Raw genomic sequence first — 26,994 nt, forward strand, 5'->3', positions numbered from 1 at the left:
GCTAAGTCAGGCGCGAGATGTTTTACAAACCGTGCCAAGCATTCATTGTGTGTCAAAAGTTTGCTACCAAACATGACGAGCTTGCGTTCTACATTGAAGCTTGTTTAAAAAGCCACTTCAAACCAAATATTTACAATGACCGGATTTTATGAAGACGGAAGTATAGCGGTTTTCTATGATGATTCACATCATGCCTAAATTGCTTATCAACTTAAACACTTGACAAAATCCTAGACAATTACACACAAATTTTGATTACTTTTGTGGCGCTCATCAAGGCGACTAAGTAATTCATTAACAATTAGCATGTACAAACATTAACATCTGCATATTCACATCAGTAAGTCGATCAACATAGAAGTCACCGACTCCAACGCAAGAACTTGGTTCATCCAAATAATCCAGGTAAAGCAACACAACATGACGCATTTTCTACGCTTGCGACTTTAGGTTGAAGCGAATAGAATCAATTGCCACAAAGTAAGCTTTTTAACATTGGTTCCTCTCTAATTTCGGGCTTCGCCCTTTCAATGAAAAGCTCGATATGCAAATTCACCGCTTTTTTTTATTCGACAGCCAAACGCTGCCTATACTCTCCGGTGATTATGATCGCCCCTTAGTCGCCCTATCGCTTTTTGTCGCGGTGTTAGCGGGCATCATGGCGTTCCAACTAGCAGGCATGGCACGTACGGAAAAGCGCCCGTTCAATCGCCAAATTTATCTGCTATCGGGCGCCTTCGTGTTGGGATCTGGTGTGTGGTCTATGCACTTCATTGGCATGCTGGCATTTAGCGTATGTAGCACGGCTCGTTACGACAGAATTATTACGGTGCTTTCGATGCTGCCAAGCTTTTTAGCGTCCTGGGTCGCACTACTACTCATCGCCAAAGAACGTGTCACACGTTGGCAACTTGTAGTCAGCGGCATTTTAGTTGGCGCTGGAATTGGCGTAATGCACTACAGCGGCATGGCAGCTGTGCATAAATCATTAACACTGCGCTTCGATCCTGTGATTTTTGGTGTCTCTATTATCGTCGCCGTCACGCTATCGATTCTGGCTTTGTGGTTGCGTTTTAAATTAATCGCCAATCAAAAACTCAAAGCAAATCCAATCAACATCATTAGCGGCATTGTGCTGGGGATTGCGATTACCGGGATGCATTACACTGGCATGAAAGCCACGCATTTCTTAAATAATCCGGCATCTAATTTTGCACCAGTCGAAAATTTTGATCTGGCATTATCGATTGCTGGAATCACGACACTGGCGATTCTCATTACAGTGGCTGGCAATATTTTGCTACGTTACCGCACCATCTATCAACGCATGGTCCATACAGAAGCGCGCACGCGCACCATCGTTGAGACTGCTATCGATGGTATCGTCACCTTTGATCATCAATGCACCATTCGCGCATTTAATAGCGCCGCAGAAAGCATATTTGCTTGGCGTGCGAATGAGATCATAGGTCAACATATTCAAGTGATCTTACCTGCTCCCACAGGTCACAATGAAGCCAATTATTTACGCGGCTATTTGACCGACATCAGCACAAAAGCTTTGGGCTCTGGACGTGAAGTGATCGGCCTTAGAAAAAATGGCGAACGCTTCCCAATGCGGCTTGCGCTTGGTGAAGCAGCATTGCAGAACGAGACTTTGTTCGTCGGTTTTATCACTGATATTAGTGAACGCAAACGAATGGAAGAAGCACTACGCAATAGCGAACTGCAATACCGTTCATTAATTGCCAATTTACCTGGTATCGCTTTTCGCTGTCGCTTAGATCAAGATTGGAGCATGCTCTTCATAAGCGATGCTGTGGAACGTCTAACTGGCTGGAAGCCAGAAGATTTTACCTCGGGCAAAAAAACATTCTCGCAAATTCTGCATCCAGAAGATTGCGAGTGGACCGCCCACATTGTTAGTGAAAAACTGCATAGTGGCATGCCCTATATGTTGGAATATCGCATCATTGATCGTGACGGCAAAGAACATTGGGTCTCAGAAAGTGCCAGTGGCGTGCGCGGCCAAAACGGCGAGATCGAATGGATTGATGGCGTCATCATCGACATCTCCGATAACAAGCGGCGCAATGCCGAATTTGAAGGCGTAGTCAATGCAATCAGCCGCTCGCTAGGCGTAGTTGAGTTTGACCTGCAAGGCCACATCCTAAACGCCAATCAAAACTTCTTATCGATTACTGGCTATGCGCTGGAAGAACTAGTAGGACGACACCATTCCATCTTGTGTGCACCAAGTGAAGTCAAATCAGCAAGCTATCAACAGCTATGGGAAACCTTACGCAAAGGCTTGAACACAGCTGGCGATTTTCGTCGCTTTGGAAAACAAGGGCAAGAGATCTGGATACACGGTAGCTACAATCCAATTTTTGATCCAGAAAATCGCCCTTACAAAATCATCAAATTTGCCAGCGATCTATCCGAGCGTCACGCAATGGAACAAGATTTGCGCGAAGCCAAAGCTAGAGCCGAACACGCGGCGGCTGCCAAAAATACCTTCTTGGCAAATATGAGCCACGAGATCCGCACACCGATGAATGCGATTCTTGGCTTTACTGATGTGCTGCTCAGCGAGCCAGTCAACGATACACAGCGACGCCACTTAACTACGGTGCGCAACTCGGCGCGTTCCTTACTCACGCTGTTAAACGACATACTTGATACCGCCAAGTTAGAACACGGTGCCGTCGAATTAGAGATTCGCGATTTTTCTCTGCGCGAAGTGTGTATGCAAGTGATGTCGACGCTACGCATCAATGCGCAAGCTAAAGCTTTGCCACTCGTACTCGATTATCCAGAGACAGTGCCTGAATTTTTCCAAGGCGATGCCTTGCGATTACAACAAATTTTGTTGAATCTGATTGGCAATGCCATCAAGTTCACAGATCAAGGTGAAGTCACGCTGCATGTTGAACAACAAGATGCATGCATCCACCTCATCGTACAAGATACAGGCATAGGCATTGCGCCAGATCGCCTGAATCATATCTTCGATCCATTTGCGCAAGCAGATGCGTCCATGAGCCGACGCTTTGGCGGTACTGGTTTAGGTACCACAATTTCGCGTCAATTAATCGAACTGATGGGCGGTCGTATCTGGGTAGAAAGTGAGCTCCATGTCGGCAGTCAATTTCATGTTGAATTGCCTTTGCCGATTGGCAAAGCGATCAGTGCGATTGATGAACAAAGGATCATCGAACTACCGCCACTGCGCATACTTGCAGTCGATGACGTTACGCAAAATCTTGAATTGATCGAAGTCATCCTAGGCAAACTTGGCCACAGCATCACCACTGCGCGCAATGGTGCCGAAGCGGTTGAGATTTTTTCTAACACTTCATTTGACATCGTCTTAATGGATGTGCAAATGCCCGTATTAAACGGGCTAGAAGCGACGCAACAAATTCGCCTGTTTGAAGCGCAGCATCAGCGTCAAGCTACACCGGTGATTGCGTTATCTGCGAGTGTCTTGGAAGCCGACATAAAAGCAGCTAAAGCAGCGGGCATGGATGGTTTTGCCCACAAGCCCATCGATATGCAAAGACTCAGTCAAGAAATTGCGCGCTTACTGAATATCGATATTCCCGCGATAGACCTCACATCCACAGCCAATTTATCGATACAACAATTAAGTGGCTCGGTAATCGATTGGAGCCGTGGACAAAGCCTGTGGGGCAGCGAGCAACGGCATCGCGAAGCCATCCGTCAATTCTTAAGCAGCTTCCGCGATGTTGTGCCGCGCTTACGCAGTATGCAGACGCAGGACGACAATTTCGCTAGTTTGGTACACAAACTAAAAGGCGCTGCGGCCAATCTGGCGCTATCGCGCACCACCAATCTTTGCAGCACAATTGAAGCCGATCTAGCCGCGCAAAATAGCGATCAAATCAAATTTGCACTCGATCAGCTCGCGGATGAAATCATGAACGTCGCTGATGCATTGGGTGAATTTGATACAGCCAACAACAAGCAAGACACGACCAAGCAGCCCATTAATCCATCGCAATTGCTACCGTTATTGCAAAAGCTAGACGACGCCTTAGCGCATGGTGAATTAGCAGAAAACGTATTGAGCGAGCTGGCAAAACTGCTGCCAAAACATGACTTTGATGTGCTCGATCAAATCGTCAACTCCTTTGACTTTGAAGCTGCGCGAGACATGGTTAGCAAGCTAGAGCATCATTATCAATCTGAACAAAATTCATCAGAAAATTCGGCAAAAAAATCAGCACACAATTCTAAAGAACCTTCACAAGGAAATGCGTCATGAAACAACAAGACGAAAGACCAAAAATTTTAATCGTTGATGACGCTGCAACCAACTTACAAATCTTGCGCCAAGTGCTGCATGAAGACTATCGTTTACTGTTCGCACTCGATGGTGAAAAGGCACTCAAACTCGCGCAAGAAGAAGCGCCAAATTTGATTTTGCTCGATGTGATGATGCCGGGCTTAACGGGTTTAGAAACTTGCAAACGCCTCAAAGCCAATCCCGCCACCAAGGCGATTCCCGTGATCTTTGTCACCGCATTGAGTGAAGTCAGCGATGAATCCGCTGGTTTTGAAGTTGGTGCAGTGGATTACATTACCAAACCGATTAGCCCGCCCGTCGTACGCGCACGGGTCAAAACCCATCTGTCTTTAGTTGGTGCAGACGAGTTACAAAAAACCCGTTTGCAAATCATCCAATGCTTAGGCCGCGCTGCAGAGTATCGCGACAACGAAACAGGTTTACACGTGATACGCATGAGCCACTATTCACGCCTGCTCGCGCTGGCAGCGGGCTTTAGCGAAAGCCAAGCCGACTTACTATTCCATGCCGCACCAATGCACGACATCGGCAAAATCGGCACGCCTGATCACGTCTTGCTCAAACCCGGCAAACTAGATCAAGACGAATGGGCAATGATGCAAAGACACGTTTTGATGGGTGCAGAGATCTTGGGCGAACACGATTCACCCTTACTCCAAATGGCACGCACGATAGCGCTCTATCACCACGAAAAATTTGATGGCAGCGGCTACCCTCATCGCATCGCTGGCGAAGCCATTCCTATTGAAGCGCGCATCGTCGCCATCGCCGATGTATTCGACGCATTGACCTCGGTTCGCCCCTACAAAAAAGAATGGGAAGTACAACAAGCAGTCGATCTCTTACTTAGCGAAAAAGGCAAACACTTTGATCCTGAACTGGTCGATTTGTTTATCGCGCAATTGCCAGCAGTGGTCGAGATTAAAGAAAAATATGCGGAAGAGACAGCGGCCTGAACTGTAGAAAAACCAAAGACTAAATAACTCGCTGCGCTTCGTAATAATGGTTCTCACCTTCATCAACGTAGTGACCAATCATTGCGAATCCATGCCCTTGCAAACAAGCGACATAAGCGTCTTGCCCCAACGAATGCGACTCAAGACCGGTGCTCGCATCTCGCCACTGACAAGCCTGTAGCGGTGCAGTGAACAACAAACGACCACCGAGTTTCAAATGCGTCGCAAGACGCTGAATCAAAGCCAATTGATCCGCTTCATCCAGCAAAAATAGCAAACCTATCGCCAACACCGCATCAAACTGCTTAGAAAAAAACGTACTGTCTTGCACCCGCGCGCAAGCGACAGGAATGGACGGAAACCGCTCGTAAAAATGCGCGAGCAAAGTAGGCGAACTATCCACTGCCCAAACCCGCAAACCCGCCTCCTGCAAAATGCGCGTCACCGGAAAACCCGCACCACAAGCCAGCTCCAACACTTCCGCATTAGGGCTTAAGTTAGCACACCAAGCTTGCAACACCGCCGTACCAATTATTGAGTGATCACGCGCACCTAGAAATTCTAGTGCGTGAGTTTCATAGGCGGTGGCTGAGTCTGTGGACATATTAGGTAAAAAGCGATTCAGAGAAAATTCAAAGATTTCTCAATTTGAGAATATCGATGTGCACAGATTTTGTTCACAAGGTATTCCATCATGATCGCCATCCATTTTTGGATCAGGACAATTCTTGAGAAAATATTTTGCTTCTTCACACGAAGTCATTTGCGAACAGTGCTGACGACCATCGCATTGATAAAGCTTAGCGTTTGCTGACGCGGAAGCAGACTGAACAAGTTCCGTGGTTTCAGATTTAACCGCATGTACTTCACCGTCAAATGCGGCGCGTCGAGAGAACTGATCATATGCAAAAACTCCGATCACGGCGAAAAAAGCCAAGCCTAATATCCGACTCAATATGGACTTACTCGATGTCGGCACTTTTGTATGAATCGCTGGGCGATGACTAACAAATTCGGCGGGTGATCGGTCTAGGCATTGCAGATTTTTAGCTTCTTTTTTACCATCTTCATCGACTTGAAATTCAAAGCTAAGTTTCTCACCAATAGAAGGTCGCTTACCATCCTTTGGAAATGCAGAAATATGAACAAAAATATCTTGATCACCGTGCTTTGGCTTAATGAAACCAAAACCACGATCATCATTCCACTTAGACAACGTGCCTTCAAAGCGCATAAACATTCCACCGTATTCTCGAAAGTCAAAGCGCACAAGCTAGCATAGGGTCTAACAATCAGCAACTCAATCAGCAATTCATCAACAACTAAAGCGCAGACATTCCAATATGCGCGCACAATTTGAAATCGATTCGAAATCTAGGCAGATGGACGGCTACGTCCCAACGCACGCTTAATCAACATCAAGCACAAACTAGTCAACACCGCCGCACCAAATACTGTAATTGACATCGGTAGAGCCATCACCAACAACCACAAATGTTCAGCAGGAATCCAAGCAGCATAAATACCAATCAAAAATCCTATCACGCCCAAAAGCAACAGCACCAACACGATCAAGCTTGACATCTTTGGCTTAAAAAATAAGCCTAGAAGGATTCCTGTTAGATTGGTGATGATCCAGATGTAATCGGTGTTTTCCATGGGTTTATAAAGTTAGTTTGAGGAATCGTTGATAGTAAGACTAAACATTCAACCTCAACGTCGAAATGACGGCTGGCCGCCCATAAATTAAAAAAGAACACAGTCGCATCGCGGCCAGTCCGACCGATTGTCATGTTATATGGCTAATCACCATCGCCGCCTCCATCGAAATCACCATCGTTGTGATCGACGCGTCTCCCGCCTGTTCTCCACCCAGTGTGATTATTAATATCTGTTGGCATTGGATTTCCACAGTTTTCGCCAGAACTGCCTGCTTCTTTTGCCATTCTCTCCTCACGCTTCAATATCCGTTCAGTATAAAAAAGGGTAAATCCGACAAAAAGGAGTACAAATGCAATCAAAGTTAAGGTTCTACTAAACATCCAAGCAGTTGGAATGATAATCGTCCCTAGGACGATCAATACAAGTCCTAAAATTTCGCGGAAATTTAGTTTCATTTAGGGAGCCATATATCGCAGAGTTGAAAGGCCAAAGACCGGAACGTTTTCGAACGTTTTGTTATGCATTTTTAGGTGGCTTTAATTTTAGATGTATGCAGCTAACACCTGTGTCGATAGCTTTCTGAAGGTCTGCAAATATTAGATCCGCCTCGGCTTCATACATTTTTACGACCTCATTTGCCGCTGCTTGATATGCAGGAAAATAGAAGACAAAGCCTTTTAGAAAGGTAAACCAGTGATCCATATTGAAGGAGTGTCTTATTCTTTTGGCTCTACTTCCGAGCCGTTGACTTCTAAGTGATTTGAGTTGGTCTTTGCTAACCGTAAGAAAAAGCTTATTTGGTTCACATATAGATAAATTTACAGCGAAGCATCTTCCAAATTTATTAAATTGAAACTCGATAAGTTGTTGTTGAGCTCCAAACTCACGCCGGAAACAGGGCAACTTTCCAGAAAACCCTTTGCCCCTCAAGTAAGGCACTACTTGTGCCGTCAACTCGCTTCTCATCAGGTCATTTGTTTTCTTGCGCTGAACGTTAAAAAAGGTATTCATCTAAATGCATAACGTTGTAGGTAAAGGGCGGCCCGCTTGCGGGACGTCCAGTGGAGGCCAAGGGCCGGAACGGCTTTGACCGTAATGTTAGACACCGGCATGGCGACTACCCTCATGGTTTTAGCAGAGCAAGTAGATGAGACTTGGCTTGTTTGAAGCTATTGAACTCAACCAAATCGGCCATTTGGCCTTTTTCTGAATGGAAGACAAGCCACTTGCCATTCTCTTCAACCAGACACGTGCGTTCGTTTTGGGTGTGACCAATTGAGAAATAATTTTTGGGCACACCAAGGGCTTCTAGCTCTAGAGCGAGCGCCTTGAAATCTTCGCGAGTAACTGGCTTAGAGAAGAACATGCGATGGTTTTAAAGTTGGTGTCTAACTATTTAACTGAAGGGCATCGCGGTTTTTGCGATGTCCCTTTCTAGTGGAACGTTCTCTGGAATAGAGAGCGGCGAGCAACGGCAAAGCAATTTTATCCACGAACTCTCCAAAATTTTGCCCGTTCAAATGCTTTATACCTGAAGCGTTGATCGCCTGTCCGAATCAACGACTTGTCGTTATTCGCGCTGGTGTTCATCGCTTCACTAAATAGCATTTTTTTCGAGCTGTATAAACATACAGTTATTGTGTACTATATTTGGTTCACCAAACTTGCACACTAGCTCTCTATTTCCAGGGAACTTGTTTTAAAGTGAAAAAACCGAAGTTAACACATCCTTAAAATTTGATCAACAAAGTTTCGAGTCGCTCAAAGTCCTTATCCAGCTTTGCATAGATTGATAATGTCTACTCACTTCGCGGTATAACAGAATCGACAAAAGAGGCACGCTCATTTTGTGCAATTGATCGAATCCATCGCAACTGAATCGATAATAAGTTGCTTGCACAACAGTACACTTGAAATATATACTTCACATACGGTTCATATTCATACCATATCAAGGAAATTTCATGGGCATCGTCAATATCGATGAAGAGTTACACGATCAAATGCGTAAGGCGAGTGCGGTGTCTTGTCGTTCGATTAATGCGCAGGCGGCGTATTGGATTAAGGTGGGGATGCTGTGTGAGATGCATCCTACTTTGAGTTTTCATCAAATCATGGCGGAGGAAATGCGCGCGGCGGGAGTGGAGACGCAGGCTTTGCGGGTGGTGAGCGCATGAGTAGCACCATCATTAAACAGCCTGAAGAAATCGCTTTGATGGCGGAGGCGGGTAAATTATTGGCGCAGGTGTTTACGCATTTGGATCAACTTAATCTGATCGGCATGTCGACCATGCAGGTCAACGATATCGTCGATCATTACATCACGCAGGATTTGCAAGCGCGCCCAGCGAGTAAGGGGCAGTATGGTTATTCCTATGCCTTGAATTCTTCGCGCAATCATGTGGTTTGCCACGGTGTGCCCTCGCCTACCGAGATTTTGCAAAATGGCGATATCGTGAATTTTGACATCACCTTGGAGAAGCATGGTTTTATTGCCGATTCTAGTAAGACCTACTTAGTCGGTGAGGTCGCGCCAGCAGCCAAGCGTTTGGTGCAGGTGACCTACGAAGCACTATGGAAAGGCATTCAGGCGGTGCGACCTGGTGCGCGTTTGGGCGATATTGGTTTTGCGATTGAAAGCCATGTGCGCAAACATGGTTATACCGTGGTGCGTGAATATTGCGGGCACGGCATTGGACGCGAAATGCATGAAGCACCGGAGGTTTTACATTGGGGTAAACCACGCACTGGATTAACACTACGCGAAGGCATGGTGTTTACGATAGAACCGATGATTAACCAAGGTAAGGCCGAGGTCGATACAGAGGATGATGGTTGGTCGGTGGTGACGGTCGATGGCAAATGGTCGGCTCAGTTTGAACATACGGTAGCGGTGACTAAAGATGGCGTGCGTGTTTTGACTTTGCGACCGGATGAAAAGCTTGGTGGTTGAGTGAGCGTCACTCGTCGGATTTGTAATAACACTCCCTCTCCCGCGAGCGGGAGAGGGTTGGGGTGAGGGAGGTTGATAAGCGAGAAAACATGTTACCTGCATGTGCTTTCAATATCGAACGTGGCATCGAAATGCATTTCGTCAATCTGAACTGCCCTCATCCCTGCCTTCTCCCGCTAGCGGGAGAAGGAGTTTTTAATCGAACCTGAACTTGTGTAGACTCCTAACGCTTGCGCGAGAGGGGGAACATTACTCCCCCCACTTTTCGCCACAGATCAAGGACGAAACACCTATATCCAAATTCAATTGGAAAATTGTGGCTTTTTCTATCACAATGATGGAATACGAAGGAGGATGCAAAGACATTCTCCCAATTCCCCAACCAAGATGCGGATAGCCCATGTTAAGCGACCATCAACAAGAGACGGTTCAAAACGCGATTCTCGAACACAAGACTGAACAGTTTCATCAAAGCGGCTTGCTGCCGATACTTCATGCGATTCAAGATCGCCTCGGTTTTATTCCTGCCGACGCAACGCCCATCATCGCCAGAGCGCTGAATTTATCGCGCGCCGAAGTGCATGGTGTGATCACGTTTTATCACCACTTTAGGCAAGAGCAACCGGCACAAACTATCGTTCAAGTTTGTCGTGCCGAGGCTTGTCAATCCATGGATGCAGAGGCTTTGTGGAAGCATGCTTGCCAACGTGCTAGTAACGATGATGGCAATAGCGCGATTACTTTAGAGCCTGTGTACTGCTTAGGACTCTGTTCAACCGCACCAGCCATAAGTGTGAATGAACGTCCGTATGCACGCGTGAATGCGGCGCGTTTTGATCAACTGCTTAAACGTCATCAGGATACGCAAACTAGCAGCGCGTCATCAGCAGAACCAGCAAAGGAGAATACGAAATGAGTATTCGTATTTATGTGCCTGCCGACAGCGCAGCCATCGCTTTGGGTGCGGATGAAGTCGCTGAGACAATACTCGCGCAAGCGCAACAGCGCGGTATCGAGATCGACTTAATTCGCAATGGCTCACGCGGCATGTTTTGGTTGGAACCTTTGGTCGAGATTAAAACAGATGGCGGACGAGTCGCCTATGGTCCGGTTCAAGTGGAGGATGTGAACGCTCTATTCGACGCTGACTTTTTACATTGCGGCGCGCATGCTTTAAGTCTTGGTTTAACCGAAGCGATTCCCTATTTACAGAAACAAGAGCGCGTGTGTTTCGCGCGCATGGGTGTGATTGATCCGCTGTCACTTAGCGATTACGAAGCGCATCAAGGTTTTGCAGGCTTACGCCGCTGCTTAAGCATGTCACCCACTGAAATCGTACAAGAAGTGCTGGATTCTGGATTGCGTGGTCGTGGTGGTGCTGCTTTTCCAACCGGGATTAAGTGGAAAACCGTGGCAGCAGCGCAAGCTCCTCAAAAATACATTGTCTGTAATGCTGATGAAGGTGACTCTGGTACTTATTCCGACCGCATGACGATGGAAGGCGATCCCTACATGCTGATTGAAGGCATGACCATTGCCGCTATCGCGACAGGCGCGACGCAAGGCTATATCTACATTCGTTCTGAATATCCGCGTGCGATTGAAGTCATGCAGGCTGCCATCGCAAATGCGACTGCAGCTGGTTATTTAGGCGATCGCATCGCTGGCTCATCGCATAGCTTTCACTTGCAAGTACGTAAGGCAGCGGGATCGTATGTGTGCGGTGAAGAGACTGCTATGTTAGAGAGTATCGAAGGCAAACGCGGTGTGGTGCGTGCCAAGCCACCTATCCCTGCAATGCAAGGTTTATTTGGTGCGCCGACAGTGATCAATAATGTCATCAGCTTTGCCTCGGTACCGCGCATACTTGAACGTGGTGCCGCTTACTACAAAAACTTGGGCTTAGGTCGTTCGACTGGCACATTGCCGATTCAACTCGCGGGCAATATTCGCTACGGTGGTTTAATCGAAAAAGCTTTCGGCGTGACTCTACGTGAATTGCTGTTTGATTTTGGTGGTGGTAGCGCCAGTGGTCGCCCCATCAAAGCGGTGCAAGTTGGTGGCCCACTTGGTAGCTATGTGCCAGAACAATATTGGGATCTGCCCTTCGATTACGAAGCCTATGCTGCGGTCGGCGCAACGCTGGGACATGGTGGCATCGTAGTGCATGACGACACCGCCGATTTGTCCAAACTAGCGCGTTATGCGATGGAATTTTGCGCGATTGAATCTTGCGGCAAATGCACACCTTGCCGCATCGGTTCCACGCGTGGAGTCGAAGTGATTGAACGTTTGGTGCAAGCTGATACCGATTCTGCACTCAAACCTGCGCAAGAAAAACTCTTACGCGATTTGTGCCACACCATGCAATACGGCTCGCTGTGCGCACTCGGTAGTATGACACCCAATCCGGTGATTTCTGCACTCAATTATTATCCGCAAGACTTTGGTCTAGCAGCGGCAAATCCGGCTTCGGATCTATCCAAGGCCTAGGAGAACAAGATGCTTTCTCATTTAAAAGATACTGATTTCGGCACACCTCGTCGCGAATCTGAACAAACAGTCAGCCTAGAAATCGACGGCGAAATCGTCACCGTTCCAGCAGGCACTTCCTTGATGCGCGCGGCGGTGGAGGCTGGTGTACAAGTTCCTAAACTGTGCGCCACCGATAGCTTAGAACCATTTGGCTCTTGCCGCTTATGTTTAGTCGAGATTGAAGGGCGAAAAGGTTTTCCTGCCTCATGCACCACACCTGCGGAAGCGGGTATGAAAGTCAAAACCCAAAGCCCGCAATTGCAAGAATTACGCAAAGGCGTGATGGAGTTATATATCTCTGATCATCCTTTAGATTGCCTAACCTGCTCTGCCAATGGCAATTGCGAATTACAAGATATGGCTGGCGTCACGGGATTGCGCGAAGTGCGCTACGGTGTTGGTGCGGGCGATGGTAAAACAAGCGGTGGCAAGCATCATCTCGATAGCAAAAAAGATGAATCGAATCCCTACTTCACTTACGATCCATCCAAGTGCATCGTTTGTAATCGTTGTGTACGCGCTTGCGAAGAAACCCAAGGCACGTTTGCTTTAACCATTAGCGGCCGTGGATTTGAAGCACGCGTTTCACCTGGCCAAGATCAGCCATTCATGGAATCAGAATGTGTGAGTTGTGGCGCTTGTGTCGAAGCCTGTCCTACCGCGACTTTGCAAGAAAAAACCGTGATCATGTTGGGTCAAGCCGAGCACAGCAAGATCACCACTTGCGCGTATTGCGGCGTGGGTTGTGGTTTTAAAGCAGAAATGAAAGGCAACCAAGTGGTACGCATGGTGCCGTGGAAAGATGGCAAAGCGAATGAAGGCCATTCTTGCATCAAAGGACGTTTTGCTTGGGGCTATGCAACGCACAAAGATCGCGTCACCAAACCCATGATACGCAAGAGTATTCATGACGCATGGCGCGAAGTGAGTTGGGATGAGGCGATCAATTATGCTGCCTCCGAGTTTAAACGCATACAAGCCAAGTACGGCAAAGACGCCATCGGTGGCATCACCTCATCCCGCTGCACCAATGAAGAAACGTATCTAGTACAAAAATTAGTGCGCGCGGCTTTTGGTAATAATAATGTCGATACCTGCGCGCGCGTTTGCCATTCGCCAACTGGCTATGGACTTGGTCAAACTTTTGGTACATCTGCGGGAACACAAACCTTTAAATCGGTCGAACATGCTGACGTGGTTATGGTGATCGGTGCCAATCCAAGCGATGCGCATCCGGTATTTGCTTCGCGTATGAAAAAACGTCTACGCCAAGGTGCAAAATTGATCGTGATTGATCCGCGCCAAATTGACTTGGTCGATGGACCGCATGTCAAAGCGGATTATCACTTACAACTCAAACCCGGCACCAATGTCGCCATCATCAGTGCGCTGGCGCATGTGATCGTGACTGAAGGATTAGTCGCGCAAGACTATGTACAACAACGTTGCGACGACAAATCGTGGCGTGAGTGGAGCGCATTTGTTGCGCGTGCTGATAATTCACCTGAAGCGATGGAGTCTGTCACAGGCGTTCCTGCTGCACACATCCGTGCTGCTGCGCGCTTGTACGCAACTGGCGGCAATGCAGCGATTTACTATGGCTTAGGCGTGACCGAACACGCACAGGGTTCAACCATGGTGATGGGTATCGCCAATCTGGCGATGGCAACGGGCAACGTCGGTCGTGAAGGTGTGGGCGTCAATCCTTTGCGTGGTCAAAACAATGTACAAGGTGCTTGTGACATGGGTTCTTTCCCGCATGAATTGCCAGGCTATCGGCATATTTCTGATAGCACGGTGCGTTCGCAATTCGAAGCCGCATGGGGTGTCACACTCAATCCCGAGCCAGGCTTACGCATCCCGAATATGCTCGACGCTGCGCATGCTGGCGAATTCAAAGGCATGTATTGTGAAGGCGAAGATATCGTTCAATCTGATCCCAATACCCAGCACGTCACCGCTGCATTGATGGCGATGGAATGTCTGGTAGTACAAGATATTTTCTTGAATGAGACCGCAAAATACGCGCACGTGTTTTTGCCCGGTTCTTCTTTCCTCGAAAAAGACGGTACCTTTACCAATGCAGAACGCCGTATCTCACGTGTACGCAAAGTGATGCCGCCCAAGGCCGGTTATGCCGATTGGGAAGTGACGATGAAACTGGCGAATGCGCTGGGATATCCTATGCAGTATCAACACCCCAGCGAGATCATGGCAGAAATCGCCGCACTGACGCCGAGCTTCCGTGGCGTGAGTTACGAAAAGATTGATCAACATGGCAGCGTGCAATGGCCATGCAATGAAACCACCGCAGAAACCGGCACCGCGATTATGCATGTCGATCAATTCGTGCGCGGCAAAGGACGTTTTATCATCACGCAATATGTCGCTACCGATGAAAAAGTCACGCGCAAATTCCCACTCCTGTTAACCACCGGACGCATTCTGTCGCAATACAATGTCGGTGCGCAAACCCGTCGTACAGAAAACAGCCAATGGCATCACGAAGACCGTTTGCACATTCATCCGCATGATGCGGAAGAACGCGGCATACAACACGATGCGTGGGTCAAAATCAAAAGTCGCGCCGGTGATACGGTATTGCGTGCCTTTGTAACGCAAACCATGCAACCGGGCGTGGTGTACACCACTTTCCATTTCCCTGAATCCGGGGCGAATGTGATCACCACCGACAATTCGGACTGGGCGACTAACTGTCCTGAGTACAAAGTGACCGCGGTGCAAGTCATGCCAGCCAAACCGAGCATGGAACAATCTGCATGGCAGCAAGCGCAACAGGCGTTTGATACGGAACAATTGGCGCTAGCACAGGTTGCTTGGCCTGAAGAAACGCAATCATCAAGGACGCAATCGACAACATGAACTTGATGAATGCAAGCATGCCGATAAGCGATTTGGATGTACAGACCCAAGATACGCGTGCGCAGCCAGTGATGCGTTTGCGCGATGGTCAACTGCAACAAGCGCAAGACCAAATCGCGCAAGAAGTTGCGGTCGCTTTTGTGTTTAATGGCATTGCCTTTGCAGTGATGATGGCGAGCCCAAGTGATTTGCACGATTTCGCCTACGGTTTCGCTTATTCCGAGGGCATCATCGACCACGCTGCGCAAATCTATGATTGCGAAGCAAAGCAAGAAGCGCAAGGCTACACACTGGACATCACGATTGCCAGCGCTTGCTTCGCTCGACTTAAAGACAAGAAGCGTCAACTGGCAGGTCGTACTGGTTGCGGTTTATGCGGAGTTGAAAGTCTAGAGCAAGCGATACGCCAACCTGCAGCGATTCAATCCGAAATACGTTTTTCTGCACCAGCGATTTCAAGCGCATGCACGGCGATGCGCACGCAACAATATTTATTAGACGCAACTGGCAGCAGTCACGCCGCTGCGTGGTGCCATGCAGATGGAACAATTGCCGTCATCCGCGAAGATATCGGTAGACACAATGCGCTCGACAAAGTCATCGGTGCTTGTCTGCGCAAAGGTATAGACATGCCGCTAGGCTTTGTCTGCGTTACTAGCCGTGCCAGCTACGAGATGGTACAAAAAACTGCGAATGCCGGGATTCCTTTACTCGCTGCGATTTCCGGTGTGACCAGTTTAGCCATCGATATCGCACAACAAGCCGCTTTATGTTTGCTCGGCTTCACCAGAGGCCAAGACTTTAGCGTCTATTGCCAACCACAACGTTTACATTTCACGACAACATGAACACACTCGACAAACTCGTCAAAATGGCGAATCAAATCGGCACTTTTTTTGAAAGCTTCCCGGATCGTGAAGAAGCCTTAGACGGCATCGCCAATCATTTGAAGAAATTTTGGACACCACATATGCGCGATACACTCATAGCTGGCATTGAGTCGCAGTCAGTCGAAACACTGAATCCTATAGTCGCAGACGCCATCATCAAACATCGTACAAGTATGTTCGCTAGGACGATGAGCAATCAGAGTACTTGAACACTTTCTACTCGAATCAACTCGCAAGCCCCCGCACCGGTATCTTCACGCGTCAACGACGATTGCCAACGCCAACCATCGGGCGCACTCACGGCGACCAATTTTCCGCGTAAGTGAATGATTTGTCCGGGGCGCAATGCCTTTAAGGTTTTCTCGATTTGCGCACTAGCTGGAATCATGTGCATGTTGGCGCTGTGACTAGCGATCTCGGCGGGTGGACGTGGTGGCTGATCTTCCCAGCGATAATAATAGAAGCGATTGCTTTGCGAAATTGTCAGTGAAGACAAAACTTCAGAATCAGACATCGATCCCCAACCCAAAGCCAAATCGACAGGCGACAAATCCGCCTCACGCCCAATCGAATATAACTCCTTTGCCAAGATACGCGCTTCAATATCAAAATCCGCTAAAGCCTTAATCGTGTAATCGCCCTTCTGCCAACTATCGCCACGATCAAGCATGGTCTGCACTGGTTCACGTTGCACCAAAACACCGCTTGCATGCGAAATCGGCTTTTGCGCGCGCTGTTGATACTGATGCCAACCACCAAATACGATCACTGCTGCGAGCAGCCAACGCCATGAGAACATGTTTTATCCTTTGTTTGAGTTACGTCGCGACCATCATAGCAAAGCTGTACTGAATTTTAAGGTGCAATTTTGGGTTATGGTGTGTAAGTGTTACCTCAAGCGATTCGCGACTGCTATTTTTCTGCATTTCTCTGTCGAGTTTCCTGAATCAATTGCCTAACTTCATGCCAGTGAATCTGGGTATAGCTACGTAAAATCCAAGGTTTTCTTTTGCCAAATCGATGTTTAGAAAGAACTCGCATGACCACCCAATCGATTGGAAAGCCAGCCCACTCTGGTGCGGGCAAATCGAACATATTGAATCTAAGGGCCGGCAAGACTTCATTAAATAATATCCTCTCCAACTCCTCGATACTGTATTTAGAATCAGCGCATCTTTGAGCAATAAAGCTGTAGGAAAGCGTGACGTCGGTATCCATATACAAATCCTGCATACAATCCCAAATTGGGGTTCTGTCTTCTACGTCTTGTTCGGGAGGATTCATGTTCATCGAATTTCTAACATAGGCACAACTTGGGATGCATATATGTGAAAAAGGCAGTGAAGAAAATTGCGACGAGTCTAGACATTTTTTATTGGGCTATATATGCAATATCTTCGAGACACACATGATATTCCTGGTCGCTGGTGGTAACAATTAGTGTCGCTAATAACTCGCCTGTATCTTGGCTGAGTGGCATAAAACATTCCACCAACCCGAAAAGATTAGAACTATTTTCTTGCTTAAAATAGCGAACAAGGATCCGCGCTTCACTAGCTTGGCAGATGGTCGCAGAACGCTGTTCTCCGACAAGACAAAAATCGATGTCAGCAGTGATCGCTTCTACAATCGGCCTATCGTAAGCCAATGCATAGGCAAAACGTTCTGCGATCGAATGGTAGTCGCAGTCTTTAATCATTCCCACTAATTCCGAGCCAATATCGGTTAGTGGTGCTTGATAAGTTTGATTGAAGTTGATTTTCATACGAGGCTGAACGTTTGTACTGTTTACATATGAGCTCAAACCGCTGCACACCAGTGTTTCCCTCAAGAGATGTTCACGCCAGGTACCCCCTCTACGAGGCACCTGACTTCGTTGACGCTGACCCCTGCCCTCTTAGCAAGATTCTCCGCATTGAGCACCACGGCCACGCACCCCTCGTCTTGATCTGCGCAAACCCGCATTGAAGTACCCATTGTTCCGGGCCAACTGACAGAAGCAATATAGCTGACAGCCTGCTGAGGATGCTGCACCGCAAAGCAAGGCCAGGATGGCAACTTCACTTCACTGACATCGCAGTTAATAAGCCGACATTGATGCAGGTTTGCTCTACTCAGATCGAGACTCTTGATTGGATAGAAACTCGGGCTTTCCCAATGGCCGAAGTCAACACCGATGTAACTCCCAAAAATGCGCACGTCATTGAGAGATATGCGTTCAAAGTGGAAATTGATCAGACCATGCGTAGAAACGATGCTACCTCCTTGAACCACGACCCCCGCGAGTACTAATGCATCTGCGGCGCAGTTCAGCGTTAGGTTGCAGTTCCTGAGCTCAAGCTTGGGACCCAGAATATTTACGACATCGTCACTGAGAATGATGTCACGTTCGCCGATGATCGTTTCCTTGAGCTTCATGCGCTATCCATTTCTGCAGCCTAACTTGTTTTAAAGTGAAAGAACCGACGTTAACATATTATTGAATTTTCATCAATAAAGATCCAAATATCTCAAAACTCTTGCTTGGATTTAATGTTGTTCCTTTTAGATAGGAACTTTCAAAGTTCGCCGTTTTCACGAGGACGACAGAAACATATTTAAACTATTTTGAGCAGCTGAAGTTTGTCGCGAAAGTGATTTGAGCCATGAGTTTCCTCCGCCTTCAAGGAATCGGTATCTACAAAAATTCAGATTCGGTTACAAACTCCTTCTCCCGCAAGCGGGAGAAGGCAGGGATGAGGGCAGTTCAGATTGACGAAATTCATTTAAATGCCGCGTTCGGCATTGAAAACGCACGCAGACAATTTGTTTTCTTGCTTATCAAACTCCCTCACCCCAACCCTCTCCCGCTTGCGGGAGAGGGAGCGTTAGCCGATCACCGACTTGTGTCGGTTCCTCTGCATTGAAGGGGATGGGTTTCTTGATTGAAGCCTTCCCCTTGAAGGGGAAGGGGCAAAACCGCGTAATCCAAAATGTCATAAAATTTCATCACTTACTACGACTAGCTTTTGTTGTCGCTGCTTTCAACCACTTCACTATTTCAAGCGCCAAGGTTTAAGCGGAATCACAATCTTACTATCCGAAAACCATTTAATTTCTAAAGGCTCTTTACCATCCGCACTGGTTTCATCGCTGACGTCTTTTCCTGTTCCCATATTCACCTGGGCGTTACTGTTCTTGTTCACGTCCAGCACGATCACAAGTCGGCTGCCGGGTGGCAGTAATTTTGCTGTCATTCGCGCATTCACAATTGGTACTTGTGTTTTCTTTCCGGGTGTCAGTAGCTTGCGCATCGACATGTCATGCGCATAGCTGGCGCGGCTGATATAGTAGTTGAGAAAAGTCACTTCACCTTCAGGCGATATGGCGTAGAAGTTGTAGCCTATGTCGACATCACGTTTATTGATGGCGATGGAAAAATGGCCGGTGATGCTTCCAGCAAGTTGCATTGTTTCCGTGAACGGTTCTGTGACAAACACAAGGCCGTTACTTTTCGGTAGTTGCTTGTGAATCAAAGGCCACATACCCGCGTCGTTATTTGTGGTGCTGCGGTCAGCCAAATCTACGGTTTGCGCTACAGAATTCAGCATACTTGGTTTGCTTGATGTCAGTCGATAATGCCCATCCTGATCTTGTGTCGTACCAAGATAAAAAGTCTGCGCCTCTTGGTTTAACTTTTGCAATGATGAATGATGCTGCCAAGTGTTGCTGCCCATCAGTTGATAATTGACTTTGTCTTTTAATAGTGCAGGACGAGGTTTATTGAAAAGCACATAGTCAAACCATTGGAAGGTCAGTTCTTCTGTGTCTTTTTCTAAAGCGACTGGATCGAGTTGATAATTGCTATGGTGCGAATATGGCACACCTTGCGCGGTGCCGTGACTATACGGGCCGATCAGCAAAGTGTGATTCGCTTTTGGATTGTATTGGTAATGCTGCTTCAAAAAATCGATGGCTGAAATTTGCCCTCCATCGAAATAACCAGTGATCGATAACACAGGGATATTGATCTTCTTGTAGTCATTTTTATAGGGCAGCATTTGTTGGTAATAGCTGTCATAGTCTGGATGCTTAAGCCATTTTTGAAACCATGGATTCGGCGTGCCTTCAACTTTGTCGATATCTCGGAAAGCACGGCCACTTTTATACAAGTTTTCAAACACATCGTCCCAGTACTTTCTATCTGCATAGACAGAATGGTCCATGGTCTTGTTGTTTGTCACATGAAACGCCCATTGATAATTGGGGGTGATAAAAATATTGTTTTCGATAGGAAGCCCAGTTATCGGATTGGCAGCGGCATAAGGTACGATGGTTTTTAATGCCGGATGCATGTATTTGGCCGCGGCCCACTGGGTGAAACCTAAATAGCTACCACCATACATCGCCACTCGACCATCGCTCCATGATTGTTGGGTAATCCAGTCTATAACTTGCGTTGCGTCTTCACCGTCTTTTTCCCAAGGAATGATTTCATTTGGACTGAGACGCTTGCCGCGTGTGTTGGCAATTACGCCAATATAGCCGTGCGCTGCGGCATGGATTGCCGTTTTAATATGCCAAGCTTCATCGGCATAAATTGAAAACTGAAATGCTGCAGGACGCTTGATAGCATCTTGTTTCGGTCTGACGACCACCGCAGATAAACTCACGCCTGATTTGGTCTTGATAAGCACATTTGGCTCAATCACATAGCGTTTGTCATTTTCTACGCTGAGAACTTGATTTCCCGTTCCGAGAATACGCTCGTAGACTTTATAAAGCTGGTAGTTGGTCACGAGCCGAACAATATCGCTCTTCTTCAACATATCGCTAGACTGTAGCCGTTTAAACAAGCTCAGCATAAAATCCTGCCCCATTTCAAGTGACCAACCTAAGCAATAGCTCACCTTGTATAAATCTTCATTTGAAAAGGCACCGAGTTTGGTCGTGATCAAAGTCATGAGTGCTTGCGAATCATACTGATCGGGCTTAGATGATGCTTGTCTGAGCCAAGCATCACTTGAATAGTGAAAGTAGCCTAAGGGATTTTTTTGTTTAGCGATGAGCGCATGCGTCTGCTGAAAATCGCCTAAGAAGGAAGCGATGGCGATTTTGTCATCATCTCTGCTCGCATCATCGGGGGTCAGCATAGCGCGCTTGACCAGATCATCTAATTCTTGTCGGAAAAGATTAGATTGCAGAAGTTCATAAGCATCCGATCGCTGCTCCATTCTCGCGGCAGCCAGACTAACAGGCTTAAGATAGGATTCATTTGACCATGCATCGACACCGATCAGTGCTTGCAAAATTAGCATGATGAATACCATGATCGCGGATGACTTAATTTGTTTCATAGCTTGACTCCATGTTGAATGAAGTGAACGAGCATAAAAAAACACCTCAAAAATGTCGTGACGACCACATGACTTTTCATGACTTTTGATGACTTAGACAAATTTTCACTAATTCCTCGTAGGAAGCAGGCGCACAAAACACGCTGAACGTGATATTTTTCTAACTGATAACCTCTCTTCTCTAAGAAAATTCATGCGCTGGCAAATCGAACAATTCCTTTTTTGCGATCAACAACAAACCCTGAGCAGCAAGGAGCAAGTGCAGCAGCTTGAACCGATGGCAGTCGAATTGCTCAGTTATTTTTGCCAACACCCAGATAGTATTGTTAGCCGCGACGAACTCATCAATTCGGTTTGGCTTGGCCGAGTTGTGACAGATAGCGCCGTGAATAAGGTGGTCACCAAGTTGCGTAGATATTTCGATGACGATGCAAAAAGTCCACGTTTCATTGCCACTTTTCCAAAGAAAGGTTATAAGTTCATCGCACAAGTTCGTGCCATCGAATCCCACAAGCCTCTCACAGATATCGAAGAACTTGTCCAGCCAGAAGCGGATCAAGTAGATACCGCGAGCATGGATACAAACGCGCATTCAAAGCAATCCGCTGAAGTAGAAAGTTCACAAAAGTCATCCCGCAAATTTGTTTGGGCAGCCGCTGCGATGTTCATGATTGCGAGCTTTATTGGTCTCGCCCAATTTATCTCATTCAAAAAAACGCCAGCGCTCACCACCACTGGCAAATCGGTCGCACTCACGCGTGACGCAGGTGCTGATGTATTTCCTAACTTATCTGCTGACGGCAAGCTCTTAAGTTATGTTGAAGTGCGTGATCGTAAAATGATCCTCAAGGTAAAAAGACTGTCTGATGAAAGCGTCTTCGTATTCAATCATGGCGAAGCAAAAACTACCTCGGTTGGTCCCGCCGATTGGAGCGATGACGGCAAACAGATCGTCTATTTGGTCACAACACCCGAATCCTGCCAATACTTCATCCGCACGATTCAAGAGTCATCGTTTTCTGAACCGCAATTGGTTCACAACTGCCCAGTTGGCAGCTATGGAAAAATAGAATTCACTCACGATGTGAACAAACTGATTTACGCAGAATCAGAGGGACACAATGCGCCGTATTCCTTGTTTGAACTCGATAGAAAGACGGGAAAAAAGCGCCGACTTTCGCAACCAGAATTAGTCATCGGTGGCAATAGCCAGTTTGACCTTCATCCAACACAAAATAAGCTATTGATCTCCTCGCCCGACAAGCAACAATGGGAAGGTTTTTATGAACTCAATTTAGACACCGATCAACTCAAACTACTATTCAAGCTCGATGCCTATATTTGCTGCGGCATTTGGAGTCAGCAAGGTGATCGCGTGATCTTGATGGGCGAACATCCAGCAAATCAATTACTCAGTTACGATTTAGGCGGCAAGAATGCCTACCCGATTTATTCTGGAAGTTTGAATTTGAGAGCGCCGACACGCCATAGCAACGGCAAAGACTACCTCTTTCCTGCTGGCGAATCGAATCAAAACATTCTCCAATTTCGCTTTGACACACAGAACTCAGAAGAACTGGTAACAAACTCAGTCGATGACAGACTCGCGACTTTTTCCGACAAAAATCAAACGCTAGCGTTCATTAGTTTAGCCACTGGTGGTGAGGAAATTTGGCTACGGCAGGCGGTCTCCAACACTGCGCCCAATACCACAAACAATACCGCGAAAAAACTCAGTCAATTCAACGACGGCAGGCATTACATCGATCTGCAATGGCGACCAGACGGCAAGCAATTGTTGGCACTCAGCCTGAATGAAATTCACCTGATCGACACCATCTCAGGACAGTGGACTAAAGCGAAATTACCGCAAAGAGAAATGCGCGCAGTCTCATACAAAGACAATCAAACCATCGCCTTTAGCATCAACGTCAATGGCAAATGGCAGATCAATTACTACCACCTAGACAGTGAGACCACTTCGCTAGAAAAAGACGAATGGCAGTACGCAAAATTTTCTGAACGCGAAGAAGACACACTGTGGATCAATCAAGCAGGAGATCTCTACGCCGGAAAGATACCAAGAAAAGTGACCGAACTCGATGCACACAAAATGGACTGGCTATCCGGCAGAATCTTCAACATCCAAAAGCACGGCGAAGCATGGTACTGGCAACGCCGCGCCGGACATCGTTTAGAACTCTTGCAAAAGATCGCTGATCAATCACCCAAACCGATATTGATTACCGACAGCTATCATTTCAATGTGAGTAAATCGGGCGTACATTATCACCAATCACCACCGCAGAATGTTGATATTTATCGGACGGTGATGGTGCAGTAGAAGGGTTGTTTTTCAATATAATTTGAAAGCAAATGATCAGAAACGACATGGACATTGGCATTAGAACCTAGCTGCTTCACACCCGCTTCGCCATGCTGTTGTGCGAAATGATTGAGGACATGTAAACAAGGCGTCTCAATGAAGGAGTTCATGAACTCCAAAATTTCATGATTCTTCTTTCCCCCTTCAACTCGCCCCACATAGACTCTGAGCCTTTACACGCTAGCTTATACAGTTCGCGAGCTAAGTTCTCTACCTCTGGTCTAAGGCATAAAGGGTGCAATGCAGCACTGGGGACATGAGGCTTTTTATTTTGCTTCTTATTCCGCGTAAAAGGCGACCTTTAAGGCAAGTAGTAGATCGTCTACTCTACTAAAAAAGCAAACTTGGCAAGGTTGGGGATATGAGATTTTCAGCCTCTGAATATTCGATCTAAGTTTTAATGCCTCTTCGATTGCGATTTGCTTGTGCGAACCACGACCTAAAAATTCGGCCAATACAAATGATCGGTACAAATGATTAATTCAGCGCAGCTTTTTCACCTAAACGGATTAATCACTTTGACACCAGTGGCGGCAAAATCATTACTGTTCCGGGTAACAACATCCAAGCCATGGATTAGCGCAATCGATGCAATTTGTTTGTCTATTGGATGTTGATTTTGTGATGCCATCAGCTTCCCCCACACCTGCGCGCAGTCGTCGTCAAAAACCAAAATCCGATCGGCATATTCCTGAACAATCGTACTTAGCCAACGCTCTAAAACCTTCGCTTGTTCTGCATCGCCTCGGATTGAAATTTTCTCTATACCAGCGCGAATTTCGCCTATCGTTTGAACGGACAAATAGACCGACTCAGGATCTACGTTTTTCCAAAACTCCCTGACACCGATATTCGCTTTTGCGCCTTTACGGCGTTCACTGATGACGTTTGTATCGACTAAGAACAAGTGCTCTCCCTAAGCCGAGCGGCAGTCAAAGTCCGAATCCAAACCTACATTTGGCATGCTAGTCAGTACATCAACCAGAGAGCGCCGAGTTGGGCGCTGCAAGGCGGCTCTTAAAATTTCACGATGTTCCGCTTCAGCGCTTCGTCCATTTGCCGCGCCACGCTGTTTTAACGCTAAAGCGATATCATCATCAACATTTCTTACTAATAGTTTCGTTGTCATCACACCCTCACTTGTGTGCTTGCAATGCTAGCAGTTTAATCCGGCGACGATAGCATTGCAAGCACATACAAAGCAAGACTATTCAACAGTCACACTCTTAGCTAAATTCCTAGGCTTATCAACATCAGTCCCCCTCGCCAAGGCCGTGTGATACGCAAGCAACTGCAAAGGCACCGTATGCAAAATCGGAGACAGCATGCCGTAGTGTTCTGGTAGACGAATCACGTGTACACCCTCGCTTGGCGTGATGCGGGAATCGGCGTCGGCGAAGACGTAGAGTTCGCCGCCACGTGCTCTAACTTCTTGCATATTCGATTTCAGCTTTTCGATTAGCGTGTCATTTGGTGCGACCGTTACTACTGGCATCTCTTTGGTGACAAGTGCTAGTGGGCCGTGTTTGAGTTCGCCGGCTGGGTAGGCTTCTGCGTGAATGTAAGAAATCTCTTTGAGTTTTAGTGCGCCTTCGAGTGCGATCGGGTAATGCAAACCGCGGCCTAAAAACAGTGCGTTTTCTTTGCGGGCGAATTCGTCTGCCCAGGCGATGATTTGTGGTTCTAGCGCGAGCACGGCGGTGATGGCCACTGGTAAATGACGCAGGTCTTTGATGTGATCTTGTTCTTGCACTTCACTTAAACGATCTTTACTTTGTGCTAGCGTGAGCGCCAATAAAAATAAAGCGGCGAGTTGTGTTGTGAATGCTTTGGTGGAAGCGACGCCGACTTCGACACCCGCGCGGGTGATATAGGCGAGTTCGCATTCGCGCACCATAGCGCTGGTCGATACATTACAAATAGTTAGACTGTGCGGCATGCCGAGTTCGCGTGCGTGTTTGAGGGCGGCGAGTGTGTCGGCCGTTTCGCCACTTTGTGAAATCGTGACAATTAAACTCTTAGGATTCGGTACGCTGTCGCGGTAACGGTATTCGCTGGCGATCTCCACATTGACCGGAATTTTAGCGATGGATTCTATCCAGTATTTTGCGGTCATGCCTGCGTAGTAACTGGTGCCGCAAGCGAGGATTAAAACATTGTCGATCTCTTTGAATACGCGATAAGCTTTATCACCAAATAACTCAGGCATGATATTGGTGATGCCTTCTAAAGTATCGCCTAATGCGCGTGCTTGTTCGAAGATTTCTTTTTGCATGTAGTGGCGATAAGGGCCTAATTCTGCTGCGCCAGTATGGGCGTGCACGGTGCGCACTTCGCGCTCGACTTGCTTGCCATTCACATCGACAACCCATACACGTTGCAATTGCAGATCGACGACATCGCCTTCTTCTAAATAAATAATCTGATCGGTGGTGCCTGCTAAGGCCATTGCATCCGATGCTAAGAAATTCTCACCTTTGCCAATACCGACGATCAGTGGTGAACCTTGACGCGCACCGACCACGCGATGTGGCTCATCGCGGCAGAACACGGCAATGGCATACGCGCCGGTTAAACGCTTCACTGCTTGTTGTACTGCATCGAATAAATCGCCGCTGTATAAATGATCGACTAAATGGGCGATGACTTCGGTGTCGGTTTGGCTTTCAAATACATAACCTGCTTGCACCAGTTCAGCACGCAGCTCTTCGTGGTTTTCAATAATACCGTTGTGAACCAAGGCGATGCGCGCATTGTCGCCATTGCGAGAAAAATGCGGGTGCGCATTAGCAGAAGATGGTGCGCCGTGGGTTGCCCAACGTGTGTGCGCAATGCCAGTAAAACCTGCGAGGCCAGTTTGCTCTACCTGTGTTTGCAATTCCGCCACGCGCGAAGTACTGCGTGAGCGTTGCAATTTGCCATCGACATGCAAGGCGACACCGCAAGAATCATAGCCGCGGTATTCGAGGCGCTTGAGGCCTTCTAACAAGATAGGAGTGATATTACGTTGTGCTACTGCGCCGACGATGCCACACATAGAAACCTCTGCTGAAAGATTAA

General features: G+C 47.3%; 24 protein-coding genes. 10 read left to right on the top strand and 14 right to left on the bottom strand.

Annotation, left to right across the window (positions count from 1 at the left end):
• The first annotated feature begins 544 nt into the window (after positions 1–544).
• On the top strand, positions 545–4,291 hold the full coding sequence (locus tag KDM92_RS14625; RefSeq protein ID WP_212685187.1) for a PAS domain S-box protein: 3,747 nt from the start codon (positions 545–547) through the stop codon (positions 4,289–4,291).
• Positions 4,288–5,289, top strand: a complete 1,002-nt coding sequence (locus KDM92_RS14630) for a response regulator (protein WP_212685188.1) — start codon at positions 4,288–4,290, stop codon at positions 5,287–5,289. Before KDM92_RS14625 ends, KDM92_RS14630 begins: the two co-directional genes overlap by 4 nt.
• Before the next feature lie 19 nt (positions 5,290–5,308).
• On the opposite strand, the gene KDM92_RS14635 is transcribed toward KDM92_RS14630, so the two are convergent.
• From KDM92_RS14635 to KDM92_RS14660, 6 genes are all read right to left on the bottom strand, one after another.
• Positions 5,309–5,893 (bottom strand): class I SAM-dependent methyltransferase, encoded by a 585-nt coding sequence (locus KDM92_RS14635; RefSeq protein WP_212685189.1) that lies wholly within the window; start codon positions 5,891–5,893, stop codon positions 5,309–5,311.
• 39 nt (positions 5,894–5,932) lie between these two features.
• Positions 5,933–6,523, bottom strand: a complete 591-nt coding sequence (locus tag KDM92_RS14640) for a cold shock domain-containing protein (RefSeq protein ID WP_212685190.1) — start codon at positions 6,521–6,523, stop codon at positions 5,933–5,935.
• Positions 6,524–6,663: 140 nt separating this feature from the next.
• Positions 6,664–6,948, bottom strand: coding sequence for a hypothetical protein (locus KDM92_RS14645; protein ID WP_212685191.1), 285 nt, complete (start codon positions 6,946–6,948; stop codon positions 6,664–6,666).
• A 143-nt stretch (positions 6,949–7,091) separates the two neighbouring features.
• Positions 7,092–7,406 carry a hypothetical protein gene (locus KDM92_RS14650; RefSeq protein WP_212685192.1) on the bottom strand — a complete coding sequence of 105 codons (315 nt, stop codon included), beginning with the start codon at positions 7,404–7,406 and terminating at the stop codon, positions 7,092–7,094.
• A gap of 61 nt (positions 7,407–7,467) precedes the next feature.
• A complete protein-coding gene (locus tag KDM92_RS14655; RefSeq protein WP_212685193.1) occupies positions 7,468–7,962 on the bottom strand; it encodes a DUF4304 domain-containing protein in 495 nt (164 codons plus the stop codon).
• A gap of 112 nt (positions 7,963–8,074) precedes the next feature.
• Positions 8,075–8,317: a hypothetical protein gene (locus KDM92_RS14660; protein ID WP_212685194.1), complete on the bottom strand. Its 243-nt coding sequence runs from the start codon at positions 8,315–8,317 to the stop codon at positions 8,075–8,077.
• A 598-nt stretch (positions 8,318–8,915) separates the two neighbouring features.
• On the opposite strand from KDM92_RS14660, the gene KDM92_RS14665 reads away from it, so the two are divergent.
• The 7 genes from KDM92_RS14665 (at position 8,916) to KDM92_RS14695 (ending at position 16,421) form a co-directional block, all read left to right on the top strand.
• Positions 8,916–9,128: a ParD-like family protein gene (locus tag KDM92_RS14665; RefSeq protein ID WP_212685195.1), complete on the top strand. Its 213-nt coding sequence runs from the start codon at positions 8,916–8,918 to the stop codon at positions 9,126–9,128.
• A gap of 8 nt (positions 9,129–9,136) precedes the next feature.
• A complete protein-coding gene (gene map, locus KDM92_RS14670) occupies positions 9,137–9,904 on the top strand; it encodes a type I methionyl aminopeptidase (protein ID WP_212685249.1) in 768 nt (255 codons plus the stop codon).
• A gap of 400 nt (positions 9,905–10,304) precedes the next feature.
• On the top strand, positions 10,305–10,820 hold the full coding sequence (locus tag KDM92_RS14675) for an NAD(P)H-dependent oxidoreductase subunit E (RefSeq protein WP_212685196.1): 516 nt from the start codon (positions 10,305–10,307) through the stop codon (positions 10,818–10,820).
• Positions 10,817–12,397, top strand: coding sequence for a formate dehydrogenase beta subunit (locus tag KDM92_RS14680; protein WP_212685197.1), 1,581 nt, complete (start codon positions 10,817–10,819; stop codon positions 12,395–12,397). Before KDM92_RS14675 ends, KDM92_RS14680 begins: the two co-directional genes overlap by 4 nt.
• Before the next feature lie 9 nt (positions 12,398–12,406).
• Positions 12,407–15,322: a formate dehydrogenase subunit alpha gene (gene fdhF / locus KDM92_RS14685; protein ID WP_212685198.1), complete on the top strand. Its 2,916-nt coding sequence runs from the start codon at positions 12,407–12,409 to the stop codon at positions 15,320–15,322.
• Positions 15,323–15,339: 17 nt separating this feature from the next.
• Positions 15,340–16,170, top strand: a complete 831-nt coding sequence (gene fdhD / locus KDM92_RS14690; RefSeq protein WP_212685199.1) for a formate dehydrogenase accessory sulfurtransferase FdhD — start codon at positions 15,340–15,342, stop codon at positions 16,168–16,170.
• Entirely contained in the window at positions 16,167–16,421 is a 255-nt protein-coding gene (locus KDM92_RS14695; RefSeq protein ID WP_212685200.1) for a formate dehydrogenase subunit delta, read from the top strand. The genes fdhD and KDM92_RS14695 overlap by 4 nt, the downstream gene beginning before the upstream one ends.
• On the opposite strand, the gene KDM92_RS14700 is transcribed toward KDM92_RS14695, so the two are convergent.
• The 5 genes from KDM92_RS14700 to KDM92_RS14720 form a co-directional block, all read right to left on the bottom strand.
• Positions 16,409–17,011: a hypothetical protein gene (locus KDM92_RS14700; RefSeq protein ID WP_212685201.1), complete on the bottom strand. Its 603-nt coding sequence runs from the start codon at positions 17,009–17,011 to the stop codon at positions 16,409–16,411. The two genes, KDM92_RS14695 and KDM92_RS14700, sit on opposite strands and share 13 nt — an antisense overlap.
• A 113-nt stretch (positions 17,012–17,124) precedes the next feature.
• Entirely contained in the window at positions 17,125–17,502 is a 378-nt protein-coding gene (locus KDM92_RS14705) for a DUF7079 family protein (RefSeq protein ID WP_438947475.1), read from the bottom strand.
• An 82-nt stretch (positions 17,503–17,584) separates the two neighbouring features.
• Positions 17,585–17,977, bottom strand: a complete 393-nt coding sequence (locus KDM92_RS14710; RefSeq protein WP_212685203.1) for a hypothetical protein — start codon at positions 17,975–17,977, stop codon at positions 17,585–17,587.
• Between the two features lie 62 nt (positions 17,978–18,039).
• A complete protein-coding gene (locus KDM92_RS14715) occupies positions 18,040–18,630 on the bottom strand; it encodes a hypothetical protein (RefSeq protein WP_212685204.1) in 591 nt (196 codons plus the stop codon).
• A 617-nt stretch (positions 18,631–19,247) separates the two neighbouring features.
• Positions 19,248–21,548: a CocE/NonD family hydrolase gene (locus KDM92_RS14720; RefSeq protein WP_212685205.1), complete on the bottom strand. Its 2,301-nt coding sequence runs from the start codon at positions 21,546–21,548 to the stop codon at positions 19,248–19,250.
• A 193-nt stretch (positions 21,549–21,741) separates the two neighbouring features.
• Between KDM92_RS14720 and KDM92_RS14725 the strand changes: the two genes are divergently transcribed.
• Positions 21,742–23,892: a winged helix-turn-helix domain-containing protein gene (locus KDM92_RS14725; protein WP_212685206.1), complete on the top strand. Its 2,151-nt coding sequence runs from the start codon at positions 21,742–21,744 to the stop codon at positions 23,890–23,892.
• A 538-nt stretch (positions 23,893–24,430) separates the two neighbouring features.
• Here the strand turns inward: KDM92_RS14725 and KDM92_RS14730 are convergent.
• From KDM92_RS14730 to glmS, 3 genes are all read right to left on the bottom strand, one after another.
• Positions 24,431–24,841: a type II toxin-antitoxin system VapC family toxin gene (locus KDM92_RS14730; protein ID WP_212685207.1), complete on the bottom strand. Its 411-nt coding sequence runs from the start codon at positions 24,839–24,841 to the stop codon at positions 24,431–24,433.
• Between the two features lie 9 nt (positions 24,842–24,850).
• A complete protein-coding gene (locus KDM92_RS14735; protein WP_212685208.1) occupies positions 24,851–25,063 on the bottom strand; it encodes a FitA-like ribbon-helix-helix domain-containing protein in 213 nt (70 codons plus the stop codon).
• Between the two features lie 78 nt (positions 25,064–25,141).
• A complete protein-coding gene (gene glmS, locus KDM92_RS14740; RefSeq protein ID WP_212685209.1) occupies positions 25,142–26,971 on the bottom strand; it encodes a glutamine--fructose-6-phosphate transaminase (isomerizing) in 1,830 nt (609 codons plus the stop codon).
• Positions 26,972–26,994: the final 23 nt, after the last annotated feature.

This window comes from Affinundibacterium baiyunense, assembly GCF_018139645.1.
Lineage (GTDB): Bacteria > Pseudomonadota > Gammaproteobacteria > Burkholderiales > Burkholderiaceae_D > Undibacterium > Undibacterium baiyunense.